At 73.6% G+C, this 13621-nt stretch carries 14 protein-coding genes and 1 pseudogene; 3 read left to right on the top strand and 12 right to left on the bottom strand.

All coding sequences use genetic code 11. From position 1 onward, the window contains the following. Both ACIA6T_RS30265 and ACIA6T_RS30270 read left to right on the top strand, forming a co-directional pair. Positions 1–228, top strand: a 228-nt coding sequence (locus tag ACIA6T_RS30265; RefSeq protein ID WP_399449688.1) for a zinc ribbon domain-containing protein, incomplete at its 5' end; no start/stop codon positions are given. Between the two features lie 566 nt (positions 229–794). Next, positions 795–1337, top strand: coding sequence for a glyoxalase superfamily protein (locus tag ACIA6T_RS30270; protein ID WP_399449689.1), 543 nt, complete (start codon positions 795–797; stop codon positions 1335–1337). Positions 1338–1423: 86 nt separating this feature from the next. Here the strand turns inward: ACIA6T_RS30270 and ACIA6T_RS30275 are convergent, their stop codons facing one another. From ACIA6T_RS30275 to ACIA6T_RS30295, 5 genes and pseudogenes are all read right to left on the bottom strand, one after another. Next, positions 1424–2221 (bottom strand): transferase, encoded by a 798-nt coding sequence (locus tag ACIA6T_RS30275; protein ID WP_399449690.1) that lies wholly within the window; start codon positions 2219–2221, stop codon positions 1424–1426. After that, positions 2218–3483 carry a glycosyltransferase family 4 protein gene (locus tag ACIA6T_RS30280; RefSeq protein WP_399449691.1) on the bottom strand — a complete coding sequence of 422 codons (1266 nt, stop codon included), beginning with the start codon at positions 3481–3483 and terminating at the stop codon, positions 2218–2220. The genes ACIA6T_RS30275 and ACIA6T_RS30280 overlap by 4 nt, the downstream gene beginning before the upstream one ends. Positions 3484–3547: 64 nt before the next feature. Beyond that, positions 3548–3958: a hypothetical protein gene (locus ACIA6T_RS30285; protein WP_399449692.1), complete on the bottom strand. Its 411-nt coding sequence runs from the start codon at positions 3956–3958 to the stop codon at positions 3548–3550. A 91-nt stretch (positions 3959–4049) separates the two neighbouring features. Beyond that, a complete protein-coding gene (locus ACIA6T_RS30290; RefSeq protein WP_399449693.1) occupies positions 4050–4565 on the bottom strand; it encodes a MarR family winged helix-turn-helix transcriptional regulator in 516 nt (171 codons plus the stop codon). A 34-nt stretch (positions 4566–4599) separates the two neighbouring features. Next, positions 4600–5490: pseudogene (locus tag ACIA6T_RS30295) on the bottom strand (PP2C family protein-serine/threonine phosphatase); the annotation flags it as partial. 133 nt (positions 5491–5623) lie between these two features. Here ACIA6T_RS30295 and ACIA6T_RS30300 point away from each other — a divergent pair. Further along, entirely contained in the window at positions 5624–6121 is a 498-nt protein-coding gene (locus tag ACIA6T_RS30300) for a hypothetical protein (protein WP_399449694.1), read from the top strand. A gap of 53 nt (positions 6122–6174) precedes the next feature. Here ACIA6T_RS30300 and pgm read toward each other — a convergent pair whose 3' ends face one another. The 7 genes from pgm to ACIA6T_RS30335 all read right to left on the bottom strand — a co-directional run bounded on the left by pgm (position 6175) and on the right by ACIA6T_RS30335 (position 13615). Next, a complete protein-coding gene (gene pgm, locus ACIA6T_RS30305; protein ID WP_399449695.1) occupies positions 6175–7815 on the bottom strand; it encodes a phosphoglucomutase (alpha-D-glucose-1,6-bisphosphate-dependent) in 1641 nt (546 codons plus the stop codon). Positions 7816–7930: 115 nt separating this feature from the next. Beyond that, positions 7931–8338, bottom strand: coding sequence for a hypothetical protein (locus tag ACIA6T_RS30310; protein WP_399449696.1), 408 nt, complete (start codon positions 8336–8338; stop codon positions 7931–7933). 54 nt (positions 8339–8392) lie between these two features. After that, complete coding sequence (locus ACIA6T_RS30315) at positions 8393–9241, bottom strand: STM4011 family radical SAM protein (protein ID WP_399449697.1); 849 nt, start codon at positions 9239–9241, stop codon at positions 8393–8395. An 11-nt stretch (positions 9242–9252) separates the two neighbouring features. Then, complete coding sequence (locus ACIA6T_RS30320) at positions 9253–10629, bottom strand: STM4012 family radical SAM protein (protein WP_399449698.1); 1377 nt, start codon at positions 10627–10629, stop codon at positions 9253–9255. Next, complete coding sequence (locus tag ACIA6T_RS30325) at positions 10626–11447, bottom strand: STM4013/SEN3800 family hydrolase (protein WP_399449787.1); 822 nt, start codon at positions 11445–11447, stop codon at positions 10626–10628. The genes ACIA6T_RS30320 and ACIA6T_RS30325 overlap by 4 nt, the downstream gene beginning before the upstream one ends. Positions 11448–11502: 55 nt before the next feature. Continuing rightward, positions 11503–12678 (bottom strand): STM4014 family protein, encoded by a 1176-nt coding sequence (locus tag ACIA6T_RS30330; RefSeq protein ID WP_399449699.1) that lies wholly within the window; start codon positions 12676–12678, stop codon positions 11503–11505. Continuing rightward, positions 12659–13615, bottom strand: coding sequence for an STM4015 family protein (locus ACIA6T_RS30335; RefSeq protein ID WP_399449700.1), 957 nt, complete (start codon positions 13613–13615; stop codon positions 12659–12661). Before ACIA6T_RS30335 ends, ACIA6T_RS30330 begins: the two co-directional genes overlap by 20 nt. Between the last annotated feature and the right edge of the window lie 6 nt (positions 13616–13621).

Raw genomic sequence — 13621 nt, forward strand, 5'->3', positions numbered from 1 at the left:
TGCGGCTGGATCGAGAAGGACTCGCGCAAGAGCCAAGCCGAGTTCGTCTGCGTGTCCTGCGGGTTCACCTGCAACGCCGACGAGAACGCGGCAGTGGGCGTCGCGGCAGGACAGGGCGGGATCCCCCGCCCCCGGCGCACAGCCGGTGCCGGAGGGGTGACAGCGGCCACCAGCCGCTCGAGCGCCCGTGAACCCCAACCCGTCCGGGTTGGAATCCCCCTCCCTTGAGGAGAGGGAGGATGTCAATGGTACAGGCCGAGGCTGACGGGATACAGGTCCTGGTCGGACAGCATCACCATGGGACGGACACGGGTCGACGACCGTGATCCGCGCCTCGCCCTCGCGCAACGTCTTCTCCAGGCCCCACGCGGTGCAGAAGCCCGCGTAACCGCCGTCGGCGACGATCAGGATTTCGCATGGTGTCCTCTGTTCCTGGTCCGTCACTCTGACGGCCGGACAGAAGAACGAAATGTGACATGTGCGGGGCACCTGGGCATGTACTGCCGGCCACAGGGCCCCGGGCCGGACGCCGACACCACAACCGCGCATGCCACGCGCTCGCCGCATGACTGAACATCAGATCCCGTATCAGCGGGGGCTACGAGGCCCAGCGCCTGTGGTAGCGCGGCGACAAGACCGACCGGTAATATCGCGAGCGGCCTGGTGCAGCCAGCCGCTCGCGCCCTTCGGGGTTCGGTGAATGCGCCGTGGGTCGCCTCGCATCGGCTCACCTGAACGCGGCACCAGCCGACAACGCGAGCGTCGGCGAGACAGCCGCGTGGGAAGCCGACGCAATGACGTCCACCAGCACCGACCGTGCCAAGAAGCTTGTCAAGGTCCTGCGTGAGGACCTGGCCGCTGCGGGCATCGAGATCCCGTACAGCCTCGCGCTCGAACTGATCGCCCACCAATTCGGCGCCAAGGACTGGAATGTCCTCACCGCGCTCGCCGGCCGCTCGTCCGCACCGGCCATCGGCCCGGGCGTACCGGTGCTGCGCGTCACGTCCGTCTCCCAAGTGCTGCCGTTCTATCTCGGCTACCTGGGATTCACCCTGGACTGGGAGCATCGCTTCGAACCCGGGCTGCCGCTGTACGTCCAGGTCTCTCGATCCGCAGCGGTCCTGCACCTGTCCGAGCATCATGGGGACGGCAGCCCGCATGGCGTGGCCTGGTTCCCGGTGCGCGACGTTTCCGCGCTGCACAAGGAACTGCTCACCCGTCCGAACGCGCCGGTACGACCAGGAATCGACCCGGACGCGCCCGGAGGGCCGACGATGCAGGTCATCGACCCGAACGGCAACATCCTGCGATTCACGCGGTCGCCATCCGCTCAGTAGGCGGACTCCCGGCGCGCTCCCTCCCACAAACCCGCCCGAAGGCGGGGTACCCACGAAAAGGCTCAGACGGTGAGGAGTACGACCGTTCAGCCGAGGGCGGTCACCTCGACGGCGAGGTCGTTGTCGACGGTGTAGTAGGGGCGTACCGCGGAGCCGCCCGCGGTGATCAGCGGGTACACGAACACCGCCTTGCGGTCCGCCACGTCGTCGAGGAGGCGGCCGACCCTGGTGAGCGGCGCGTCGGCGGCGGGGCGGAGGAAGACGTCCCAGACCCGGCTGTCGGAGGCCACGAGGTCCTCGCCGGCGACGGTGAAGGCGAAGCCGCCGTCCCCCGCCGGCCGTACCGGGACGCCGTGCAGGGTGTCCTTGGTGCCCCGCAACCGCAGCACAGCCTGAGCCCCTTCGGAGAGTCCGGCTCCGTGCAGACGGGCGCGGACCGTCATCGTCCCGTCGGCGATCTCGACGGGGCCCGCCTCCGCGTGGGCGGTGCGCAGCCAGGTCCGTATCGCGAGGAAGCCGTCCTTGGTGGTGTACGGCACCCGGACGGCCACCGGTGACGGCCACGCGCGCGAGCCGCCGTCGACGAGTGCCCGCAGGTCCCGCGGGCCGGGGCGCAGCCGCTCCCGTCCGGCGTCCGGGCCGCTCAGCAGATACGTGTCCCAGCGGCCCTCCGCGAGCCGGGGCAGCGCCTCCAGCACGGCGCGGAACTCGCCGTCGTCGCCGTGGGGTTCGAGGTCGAGGGTGCGGGTCGTCTCCTCGGGCCGGCCCTTCCCGGGGCGCAGCACCAGCAGCAGCCGGGGGTGTGCGGACGCCGGTGGCCGCAGGCGGAAGGTGATCCGGCCGTCGGCGTCGACGGAACAGTGGGTGCGCGGGGCCGTGTTCATCGGCGTCCCTTCCGTACGGTGCGCAGCGCGTTCGACGCGGCGGCGCGGGCGAGGTCGCGGGCGGCGTGGCCCCGGCTGACGAGGGGATGCTGTATTCCGCCGTGCTCCGGGGTGCCGTGCCGTCCGCCGCTCCGGGCCTCGATCGCGTCCCGGAAGAGGCGCTCGGCGTGGGCGACGACCGGGCCGGGGGCGAACCGGTGCGCGTTGGCCACGGCCGCCTCGCCCATGCGGCGGCGGCGCTCGTCGTCGCGCACCAGGTCGAGGAGGGCCGCGGCGAAGGCCGCGCTGTCCCCGACCGGCACCAGCCGGCCGTCCTCGCCGTCCTTGATGATCTCGCCGGGCCCGTAGGGGCAGTCGGTGCTGACGAAGGGCAGTCCGCAGCGCATCGCCTCGACGAGGGTCATGCCGAACGGCTCGAAGTTCGAGGCGGCCGCGCCGATCGAGCCCTTGACCCACTCGGCCTCCATGGGAATCGCCGCGCCCATGAGGAAGACGTTGTTCCACAGGCCGAGCGTCTCGATCAGGGCGCGCAGCCGGTCGTGTTCCTCGCCCTTGCCGTAGATGCGCAGTTGCCAGTCGGGGTGTTCGGCGGCCACCCGGGCGAACGCCTCGATGATCAGGTCGAACCGCTTGACGGGAACCAGCCGGCCGGCCGCCACCACGACCTTGGCGGTGCCGTCGGCGGTGGGGAGCGCGGGGTCGGGGACGCTGTTGGGGAGGGCCTCCACCCGCACGCCGGGCAGCCGCATCTTGCGCCGGTAGGAGTCGGCGTCCGCCTCCGTGACGGTGGTGAGCACGTCGAGCCGGCGGTAGGCGCGGCGCAGCGCGGTGCGCAGCGCGGGCGGATGGTTGTCGAGGGTGAGGTGCTCCTGGCCGACGCGTACGACGTGCTCCGGGGCCTGGAGGGCGAGATGCACGTTGAGCCCCGGCCGGGTACCGATGACGACGTCGGCGTCGATGTCCGCCAGGCACTCGGCGATCCGCTCGTCCGTCAGTTCGCTGTACTGGTGGTGGCGGTACTCGGCGGCGGGGAACACCTTGGCGGGTCTGCCGTGCAGCGGGTGGTCCTTCTCCCTCCGCAGATCCACCAGCGCCCGCAGCCGTACTCCGGGATGCGGAGTGAGATTGGGGTGCTCCCGGTGTCTTAACACCGAGACGATCTCCACCTCGTGCCGTTCGGCCAGCGCGGCCGCCAGGTTGAACGTGGTGGTGATCGTGCCTCCGATCCCATAGGCGTTGTGGATCAGAAAAGAGATCTTCATAGCGGTCCAGACCGCATAAGCCGTTCAGGAGTTGTCTGCTGTTATCAGTTTGTGGCCGCGATGATCACGGTTGTTGAACTGCCGGGTCCCGGCGCTGGATCCGCATGCCGGGGCGGCGGCGGTGGACGGTCAGGTACGTCAGGCCCTCGGGGCCTGCGGTGAGGCTCCGGGTGGAGCCGTGCGGGAGCCAGGTCAGGGCGCCCGCGGGAAGGGGGCGGGGGCCGTCGGGGGCGGTGAGGGTGCCGTGGCCGGCGAGGACCAGCAGGAGGACGTCGAGGTCGGGCTCGCGGTGGGTGTCGACCCCGTGTCCGGGCGGGATGCGCACGACGTTGGCGTCGAGTTGGCGGCCCGGCTCGGCGAGCCCCCACAGGGCGCCGGCGGACGCGCCGTCGAGGGCGGTCAGAGCGGCCGTGTCGCACAGGACCCGCGGGAGCGGAACGTCCTCGCCTGAAACGTCACTGCCTTCTGAGGTCATGGGGTGTCACCGTCCCGGGTGCGTGGACGCGGCGGCCGTCCCCGGCCGCCTTTCAAATGCGAACCTAGCATGCAGATTTGGGCGGTGCCGGTCACGGCCCGTCGTCCATCGCCCATCCGAGCGGGTACGGCTGCGGTTTCGTGGCGGGGGGCTCGCCGCCGGCCTCGTTGAACGCGGTGAGGGCGCCGACCAGCGCCGCCCGCTGTCGTGGGGCCAGCCGCTCGACGATCGCGGCGATCTCGGCGCGGCGCCGCGCGGTGACGTCCTCGACCGTGTGCCGGCCCTCGCCGGTGAGCCGCAGCAGGGTCTCCCGACGGTTGGCGGGGTTGGTCCGCCGGTCGGCGAGGCCGGCCGCGATCAGCCGGTCGACCATGCGCATCGCGGTGGACGGGGCGACGTGGAGCAGGTCGGCGAGCGTGACCAGCTTGGTGGCACCGCGGGTGGAGAGCACCATCAGCATCCGGAACTGCGGCAGCGTCACCCGGTCCTCGACCGCGGCGAGGGAGCGCGCGGACACCGCCACCAGCAGCCGTGAGGCGGTCAGCACCGCACGGGTGACCGCCTCGACGTCGTCCCTGGCCCCGCCGGGGGGCTCGTCCCGATGCATGTGCCCTTTGTACCTCGCGGTGATCGCCGCCCGCTCACCCGGTGGGCGCGGACTCCACGTCCTGGTGGCGGTGATGGCGCGGGAGGAGCATCGCGGCGTCGTCGCCGGGCGGTCCTCCCGCGTGCTGGACCAGGTCCTCGCGCAGGGCCTCCGGGGCGTGGTGCGCGTCGGGTTCCTTCAGCAGGTGCGTGCGCTCGCCCAACGGGTGGAAGCGCCCGTCCCGGTAGCGGGCCTCGGTGACGCCGTCGGTCCAGAGCAGCAGTTGCTCGCCCGGGGCGAACGCCACCCGGCAGGGCTCCGGCCCCCCGGCGCCGTGCGCGGACAGGCCCAGCGGCAGCGCGAACGACGGCGGCTCCGGGAAGTCGGTGCCGCCGTCGCGGCGCAGCGGCATCGGGGCCGGATGGCCGTAGTCGAGGAGGACGCCCTCCTGGCCGGTGCCAATCTCCGCGAGGATCGCGGTGACGAACCGCTCGTCCTCCGGTCCCCGGGCCACGCCGCGCTCCACCCGCTCGCCCGGCTTGACGAGGTCCGGCTCGTCGTAGGCGGCCTCCCGGAAGGCGCCGAGGACCACGGCGGCCGTCTCCACGGCGGCCAGGCCCTTGCCCTGCGCGTCGCCGAGGACGACCCGGACGCCACGCGGCGAGGCCACCACCTCGTAGAGGTCACCGCCGATCCGCGCCTCGGCGACGGCGGACGTGTGGAAGACGGCCACCTGCACGGGCCCGGCGGTCAGCGGCACCGGCCGCAGCAGCACCCGCTGGGCGGCCTCCGCGATCGACCGCACGCCGGCCGGTTCCGCCTCCCGGCGCGAGCGCGTCACCGCGGCGGCGATACCGACGCCGGTGACGCCGGCGAGCGACGCCATGGCGGTGTAGCCGCGGCACGCCGGGAACAACTCGTCGTACGGGCCCGGCCCGGCACAGAGCGGACCTTCATCCGGTCGAGTCCGCACCCGGACCGCACCGTCCCAGCCGCATGTCCGGTTCCGCGGGCCGCTGTTCATTCGTTTTTGCGCTGTGCAATGATCCTGGCGGGATCCTCGAAGGGAATGAACGGACGTGACCGCGCAGAGGCCGGACGACGGCGGGACGCCGGAGGAGCGGGACGGTACGCCGTCGCTGCCCGAGGACGTCTGGCGGCGGTTCCTCACCGACAACGAGCGCGCCATCCGGGCCACCGCCCCCAGGGAGCCCTCCGCGCTGCAGCGGACGCGGCAGCACACCGGCGGCGGCGCGGCGCGGGGGGACGCCGACGTCGAGGCGGTCGGTGATCTGTGGCAGCCGGACGGCCCGTGGGACGGCCCGTCCTGGCGGGAGATGGACGGGCGCGCCCGGCTGCGCCGCGTCGGCCGCGTGGTGGGCACGGCCGCCGCGATCGCCCTGGCGCTGGGCGCGTGGTCGCAGCTGTCCACCGGTGCGGGCACGCCGGCCGAGGGGCCCGGCGACACCGTTCTGCAGCAGTCGGAGGAGATGCCGGCGGAGCTGCCCACGGCGACGTCCCGGTCGCCGGAACCCGCCTCCACGGCCCCGTCCGCCCCCGGCGTCCGGGCCGGCTGACGCGCCCCGGCCACCGTGGTGGGTGACCGGGGCGTGCCCGTGCGGGGTGCGGCTCAGTCGCTCAGTGCCGCGAGGACCACGGCCTTGGCCTCCTCCTGTACCCGGCGGAGGTGCTCGGGACCCTGGAACGACTCGGCGTAGATCTTGTACACGTCCTCGGTGCCGGAGGGGCGGGCGGCGAACCAGGCGCTGTCCGTGGCCACCTTGATGCCCCCGATGGAGGCGCCGTTGCCCGGCGCCTCGGTGAGCACCGCGGTGACCGCCTCCCCGGCCAGGGTGTCCGCGGTGACCTGGGCGGGGGACAGCTTCGCCAGGCGGGCCTTCTCCTCACGGGTGGCCGGGGCGTCGATCCGCTCGTAGGCGGGCTCGCCGAAGCGGGAGGTGAGGGCGGCGTAGTGCGCGGAGGGCGTCTTCCCGGTGACGGCCGTGATCTCGGACGCGAGCAGCGCCAGGATGATGCCGTCCTTGTCGGTGGTCCACACCGAGCCGTCCCGGCGCAGGAAGGAGGCCCCGGCCGACTCCTCACCGCCGAAGCCGAGGGTGCCGCCGGCCAGTCCGTCCACGAACCACTTGAAACCGACGGGCACCTCGACGAGTTCGCGCTCCAGGTCGGCGGCGACCCGGTCGATCATCGCGGAGGAGACCAGGGTCTTGCCGACGCCGGCCGCGGACGGCCACCGCTCGCGGTGCGCGTAGAGGTAGCCGATCGCCGTGGCGAGGTAGTGGTTGGGGTTCATCAGCCCGGCGTCCGGGGTGACGATGCCGTGCCGGTCGGCGTCCGCGTCGTTGCCGGTGGCGATGTCGAAGCGGTCGCGCTGCTCGATGAGGGACGCCATCGCGTGCGGCGAGGAGCAGTCCATCCGGATCCTGCCGTCCCAGTCCAGCGTCATGAACCGCCAGGTCGGGTCGGTGAGCGGGTTGACCACGGTGAGGTCGAGCCGGTGCTGTTCGGCGATCCGGCCCCAGTACGCGACGGAGGCCCCGCCCAGCGGGTCCGCGCCGATCCGTACGCCGGCCGCGCGGATCGCGTCCAGGTCCAGCACGTTCGGCAGGTCCGCGACATAGGTGCCGAGGAAGTCGTAGCGGCCGGTTCCGGGTGCGGCGAGGGCGCGGGCGTACGGGATGCGGCGGACGTCCTCGAGGCCGCCGCGGATGATGTCGTTGGCCCGGTCCTGGATCCAGCCGGTGGCGTCCGAGCCCGCGGGGCCGCCGCTGGGGGGGTTGTACTTGAACCCGCCGTCGGCGGGCGGGTTGTGGGACGGGGTGACCACGACGCCGTCCGCGAGGCCCGTGGTGCGGCCCCGGTTGTGGGTGAGGATCGCGTGCGAGACCGCCGGGGTCGGGGTGTAGCCGTCGGCGCTGTCGATGAGCACCGTGACCCCGTTGGCCGCGAACACCTCCAGGGCGGTGACCCGCGCGGGCTCGGACAGGGCGTGGGTGTCGGCGCCGAGGAAGAGCGGCCCGTCGGTTCCCTGCCCGGCGCGGTACTCGCAGATGGCCTGGCTGGTCGCGGCGATGTGGTCCTCGTTGAACGCGGCCGTCAGGGACGAGCCGCGGTGTCCCGACGTCCCGAAGGCGACGCGCTGCCCGGGGTCCTCGGGGTCGGGGTGCAGTGCGTAGTACGCCGTGACCAGCCGAGCGACGTCGACGAGATCCTCGGGGCCGGCCGGGCCGCCCGCTCGCTCGTGCTGCATGTGCCCACTCCTCCGCAGGGGTTGATTCTTCGCTTGCGGAGACATCTTTCCTCTTCGGGGCCGCACCGCGCGAGTGGGGCCCGGCTCCGCGCCGTACGCCCCGCCGCCCCGGTCGTCAGATCCGGCCGCCGGTCATCCGGGTGAGGGGGCCGTGGGTGTGGCGTTCGGCGCGCCGGCCCACCGCGTAGGAGGCGGCGGTCAGCGCGGTCAGGCCGGCCGCGGCACCGGCGGCGACGAGCCTGCGGTTGGCGATGACCGTCCAGGCGGTCTTGGCGCCGGCGGCGACCTGGCCCGAGGTGGCGACGACCGCGCGGCGGCCCGCCTCGACCCCCTTGGCCGCGGTCTGCGCGGCGCCGCTCGCCGCCTGGGCCGCGCGCCCGGCGCCCGACGCGGCCGCCGACGCCGCGTCACCGGCCTTGCCGGCCGCGGGAGCGGTCGCCTTGTCCGCGGTCTCCCGGGCCTTGGTCGCGGCGGACCGGGCGGACGTGGTCTTCTGATTCGAGTTCTTGTTCTGTTCGCTCATGGACACCGACTTGCCGCTGGCTTCCGCGGCAAACACGTCATGTGGCGCGGGCGGCTACCCGGCCGGGGCCGGTATCCGTTCCAGCACACCGCCCGCGAACACGTCGTACAGCGGCAGCGTTTCGAGGTGGACGTAGCCGATGTGGCAGTCACAGGTGGTGAGGGGGCAGGGGCGGGGGCGCAGCGCCTCGCGGTAGCTGCCGTCGTAGAGGTTGCCGAGTTCGGCGCGGACGAAGTGGCAGCGGCGGACCGTGCCCTCGCCGTCGACGGAGATCACGGACTCCCCCGTGCGGCAGGGCAGGCCCGCACTGGCGTGGGGGCGGCGGCTGTAGGGGAAGAGCGGGTCCAGCGCGGTCCACACACCGGCCTCGGTGTCGTCGTAGGCGCGGCCCTCGGCGGCGTTGACCCACAGGTACACCTTCTCGGGCAGGTCGGCGCGCAGCCGCCGGGCCGCGTCGAGGTGCTCGGGCAGTCCGACGACGCCGACGCTGAACCGGACGCCGAGGCGGTCCAGTTCGCGGCACTTAGCCAGGAAGCGGTCGTAGGGGGTCTGGCCCGGGTGGTACGTGCACCACAGGGCGAGGGTGTCCAGGTCGGCGCCGGCCAGCCAGTCGGTGCGGCAGCTGAGGTTGGTCTGGATGGCGACGCGGCGGATGTGCGGCCGGTGGGACAACCGGGTCAGGGTGTTCCGGTACCAGGAGCGGACCAGACCCTCGCCCCAGGGGGTGAAGAGCAGGGAGAGCCGGTCGGTGGTCTGCGCGTCGGCCCAGTCGGCGAACCTCTCCAGGCGGGCGCGGTCCGCGCGCAGCTGCTCGCGGCTGTCGCGGCGCTTGGCGAAGGGGCAGTAGGGGCAGTCGTAGTCGCAGGAGGCCAGCGGGCCCCGGTAGAGGAGGGTCAGGTCCATCGGCTGCGGTCTCACTTCCGCTCGTAGGCGGCCATGGCGGCCCGCACGGCCGGGGAGAACAGCTGCGGGCCGATGGCGTCGGAGTGGGCCAGGCCCTCGGGGGTCAGGCGCAGGCGCGTGGCGCAGGGACCGGTGTCCTCCTCCAGCCAGCCGCGGTCGGCGAAGCGGGACAGCTCGGCCGGGAAGTCGTCCGCCGGGGTGCGGCCGTCGAACCGGGCGCGGTAGTCGGCGAGGTCGAGGCCTTCCGCCTGGAGCAGGGACTGCAGCAGGTGCCGGCGGCGGGCCTCGCCGGTGTCGACGCGGCGGCCGTACTCGGCGTGGGCGAAGTCGGCGGCGGGGCGGGAGACGTAGTCGTCGACGATGCCGCGGATCTCGTGCATGCCGACGGCGTAGTCGAAGGAGTAGTGCAGGCCTGCGGTGTAGGAGCGGGCGCCGCAGCCGAGGCCGATCATGCCGTCGGTCTGGCAGGCGTAGTCGTCCGCGCCCTGCGGCGGGGCGTCCGCGCGGCGGAACATGCGCATGGACTGCTGCGTGTAGCCGTGGGCGAGGAGGTGGTCGCGGCCCAGGCGGTACAGGCGCAGCCGCTGTTCGTCCCAGGCCGGGTCCGCCTCGCCGGCGCGGCGGCCGAGGCCGGTCAGGGGGCGTATGTAGAGGGGGTAGAGGTAGAGCTCCTCGGGGTGCCAGGCGAGGGCCGCGTCCAGGGAGCGCAGCCAGGTGTGTTCCGTCTGGCCGTCGATGCCGTAGATCAGGTCGATGTTGAGGACGGGGATGCGGGCGTCGCGGATACGGCCGAGGGCCGCCTCGACGTCGGCGCGGCGCTGCGGGCGTACGGCGGCGCGGGCCTCGGTGTCGTCGAAGCTCTGCACCCCCAGGCTGAGGCGGGTGGTGCCGCGCGCGGCCAGCACGTCCAGCCGGTCGGCGGTGGCCGTGGCGGGCGAGGCCTCCACGGACAGCGGGACCGCGCGCAGGTCGGCGCCCATACGGTGTTCCGCGATGTCGCACAGCCGCTGGAGTTCGGCGGCGGTGAGGAAGGTGGGGGTGCCGCCGCCGAAGGCCGCCGTGGCGAACCTCACGGGTTCACGCTCCCCCAGTGCCTCCCGTACGGCGGTCGCCTGCCGGTCCAGGGCGTCCAGATAGGCGCCGGTCAGGCCGTCGGGGGCGCCGATGCGGGTGAACAGGTTGCAGAAGCCGCAGCGGACCTCGCAGAACGGGATGTGCAGGTAGAGGGAGAGGGCGTCCTTGGGTTCGCCGGCCCAGAGGGTGTCGAGGCGGGGGCGGTCGGCGAGTTCGCGGTAGGCGGTCTTGTGCGGGTAGGCGTAGACGTAGCTCTGGTACGGGCTCGCCGGGACGTCGGTGCCGGTCCGGGCAGGGGTGGCGGTGGTGGTCATCGGGCGGCCTCGGCGGGGGTGCGGTCCAGGAGGAAGTGGGCGTAGGGCACGGTCCACACGGACGCGTGGCCGATGCGGTGGCCGGTGTAGCCGTCGTCGCCGTAGGCGGTGCCGTGGTCGGAGCAGACGACGGCGAAGCAGCGGCGCCGGCTGCTCGCGGCGGCGAACAGCCGGCCGATGTGCCGGTCCACGTACTCCAGGGCGGCGGCGTGGGTGGCGCGGGTGTCGCCCTCCTCGCGGGTCGCGCCGGGCCGGTGGAACCAGTTGGGCTGGTGCAGTGCGGCGACGTTGACGAAGAGGAACAGGCGCTGCTCGTCGGGGAGTTCGCGTACGACGTGTTCCGCGCGGGTCACCTGGGCCTCGAACGACGTGGGTGAGGCGACGCCGAACTCCGGTTCCCAGTGGGACTCCTGGAACAGGCCGGGCAGCACCGAGCCGAGCGGGCCCCGCTTGTTGAAGAAGCCGGTCCCGCCGACGCACACCGTGCGGTAGCCCTCCTTCGCGAGGCCGGAGACCAGGTCGGGGGTGTCGTACACGAAGGTGCGCCCGGCCGTGGTCTCGCTGCCGGCGAACCGGGCCGCGAACAGCCTCGGATGCGGGCCGGGGGCCGCGGGTGTCGGCAGGAATCCGGCGAAGATCGCCTGGTGGGAGGCGTAGGTGAAGCTGCCGGGGGCGTGCCGCCGCTCCCAGCGGCCGCCGGGCAGATGGCGGGCCAGGTTCGGGATGCGTCCTGCGGCGGCGAGTTCGGCGGCGACGTCGAAGCGGAGGGTGTCGAGGGTGACGAGGAGGATGTCGTGGCTGCCGACGATCTCGTTCATGTCCGGGTCGTGGTCCGGTGCGGCGGCCCCGTGGGGGCCGGGCGCGGGCGTCGGTTCAGGCGCTGACATGGGTGGTTCCCGTTCTGTACTGGTGGTGCGGGTGGGACGGGGCGGTGGTGCGGCGCAGGACCGCCGCGACCTGGGCCGCGTAGGTGTCGAGGCCCTCCGCCCCGCTGCCCGGCAGTCCGGTGAGGCGGGGCAGCAGGTCGCCGAAGGCGTTGACCTCGCCGACGGCGAACCGGCGCCAGCCGACGGCCGGGAGCAGGTCGACGCCGACGCACAGGGTGCGCGGGAAGCAGGCCGCCGCGCGCTCGCACACGGCGAGGACGTCCGCCCACCGGCCGCCGGCCGCCCCGACGGCGTCGCGCACCGCGTCGAGGTCGCCGCGGGTGCCGCCGAGATGGAGGTTGGTCAGGGGTGAGGCGCTGGTGCGCACGACGGCGTGGGTGGCGCGGCCGGCCACCACCACGACCCGCAGATCGGCGGCGCGGCCCCGCTGGGAGGCCTTGGGCAGCCAGCGCTCCAGGTGGAGGCCGTCGGGGGCGAGGGCGTCCACGACGGCGGCGATGTCCGCCTCCCGCTCGTAGCGGCGCACCGTCAGGGAGTTGAACAGCCTGCCGTCCCCGGTGAGTTCGACGGAGGTGGTGGCCCGGACGCGGCCGCTGCCCGACGCCTCGACGGCGAGCACACCGGAGGCCGAGGAGCCGTGCGCGAGCTTGACGAAGAGTCTCGGCATACGGTGCTCGCGCATCACGGTGCGCACGTCGTCCCAGCCGGTCACCCGTACGGCGTCCGGGCCGGAGGTGGGTGACTCGGGCACGGGGACGTCCGCCGCGTCGAGGACGGCGTGGCAGCGCCGTTTGTCGAACATGACGGCCAGTTCCTCCGTGTCGTCGAGGCGGATGCCGCCCCGCAGTCCGCGCGCCGCCTCGGTGAACCGCGCGTACCAGCGTGCCGAGCCCTCCACGCGGGTGGGGTCCCGGACGTCCCTCAGCAGCCGGTCGACGTCGGGATCCCCGCCGGGCGAGTCGAGCCGGACGGTCTCGTCGGCGGCGAAGTCGGCCCCGCCCTCGCGCAGGACCCGCTCCCAGGGGACCACCCGCGGTGCGGGCAGTCCGGCCGCGCGGGCGGCGTCGGTGAAGAGAGTCGTCCTGCGGTCCCCGGGGTTGCCCACGACGGCGAGGCGCACGGGTGCGCCGGCCCGCCCCGGTTCACTCCCCGACCGCGACATAACGCTCCTCGGGCCGGTGCCTGCTGCGGCGGGCGGGCGTGAGGCCGAGGTCCTGGATGTACGGTCCCAGCGTCTCGCGCACGCGGCGGGTCATCTCCTCGCTCATGAAGTGGTGCCCGAGGTCGAACGCCCGCAGATGGTTCAGCGGCTGCCCCGAGAGCAGCGCGGCAGCCCCGTCGTCGCTGAGCGTGCCCATGCTCAGGTCGAGGGAGTCCAGGCCCGTGACGACGGGCGCGGCGGCCACGGCGGCGGCGATCTCGTCCTGGATGTCGCTGTTGCACAGGCCCAGGTGGGCGAGCCGGGGGCTGCGGTCCAGCATGGCGAGGAGGGCCCGGACGTCGGTCGCGGTGCAGTCACCGCCGTACCAGCTGGTGCCCAGCCAGAGTTCCAGGTGGTGCAGGGCGGGGAGGTCGCAGGCCGCCAGGCCGCGGACCGGCTCGGGCGGCAGACCGCCGGACTCGATGCGCAGCCTGCGCAGCTCCTCGTGCCGCAGCGGCTCGATCACCAGGTTCTCGGCGCCGCGCAGGCCGAGTTCGTACAGACCGGGCCAGGCGCGCGGCACCCGGCCGACGTCGCCCTGTTTGATCCAGGAGATCTCGGACTCCTCGGACTCGACGTCCCCGAGGAAGACCGCCCGCAGCCTCGGCAGCCGGTGCGCCTCGGCCGTGATCAGGTCGAGGACGGGGTCGATGCCGTGCTCGTCCCACTCCTGCCACCAGGCGCCGATGACGAGGGCCACGACCTCGTCGGTGCGGACCCGGTCCAGGAAGGAGCTCCACCGCTCCTCGAACGGCACCTCCTCGTCGGCCGTGAGCCGCCAGGCGACCGAGGCGGGAGGGATCGGGTGCGGGCCGGGGTCCGGCTCCTCGTCGGGGCCGGCGAAGTGGTGCACGGGCAGGCCGTGGAAGTGTTCCAGGTGGGAGGGGTAGTAGCGCACGCGGTG

This window comes from Streptomyces sp. NPDC051740, assembly GCF_044453165.1.
Taxonomy (GTDB): domain Bacteria; phylum Actinomycetota; class Actinomycetes; order Streptomycetales; family Streptomycetaceae; genus Streptomyces; species Streptomyces atrovirens.

Coding starts and splice junctions, on each gene's coding strand:
- ACIA6T_RS30290 (WP_399449693.1), bottom strand. CDS start 4,565: ATGCATCGGGACGAGCCCCCCGGCGGGGCCAGGGACGACGTCGAGGCG.
- ACIA6T_RS30270 (WP_399449689.1), top strand. CDS start 795: ATGACGTCCACCAGCACCGACCGTGCCAAGAAGCTTGTCAAGGTCCTG.
- ACIA6T_RS30275 (WP_399449690.1), bottom strand. CDS start 2,221: ATGAACACGGCCCCGCGCACCCACTGTTCCGTCGACGCCGACGGCCGG.
- ACIA6T_RS30330 (WP_399449699.1), bottom strand. CDS start 12,678: ATGTCGCGGTCGGGGAGTGAACCGGGGCGGGCCGGCGCACCCGTGCGC.
- ACIA6T_RS30285 (WP_399449692.1), bottom strand. CDS start 3,958: ATGACCTCAGAAGGCAGTGACGTTTCAGGCGAGGACGTTCCGCTCCCG.
- ACIA6T_RS30315 (WP_399449697.1), bottom strand. CDS start 9,241: ATGGACCTGACCCTCCTCTACCGGGGCCCGCTGGCCTCCTGCGACTAC.
- pgm (WP_399449695.1), bottom strand. CDS start 7,815: ATGCAGCACGAGCGAGCGGGCGGCCCGGCCGGCCCCGAGGATCTCGTC.
- ACIA6T_RS30310 (WP_399449696.1), bottom strand. CDS start 8,338: ATGAGCGAACAGAACAAGAACTCGAATCAGAAGACCACGTCCGCCCGG.
- ACIA6T_RS30325 (WP_399449787.1), bottom strand. CDS start 11,447: ATGAACGAGATCGTCGGCAGCCACGACATCCTCCTCGTCACCCTCGAC.
- ACIA6T_RS30320 (WP_399449698.1), bottom strand. CDS start 10,629: ATGACCACCACCGCCACCCCTGCCCGGACCGGCACCGACGTCCCGGCG.
- ACIA6T_RS30280 (WP_399449691.1), bottom strand. CDS start 3,483: ATGAAGATCTCTTTTCTGATCCACAACGCCTATGGGATCGGAGGCACG.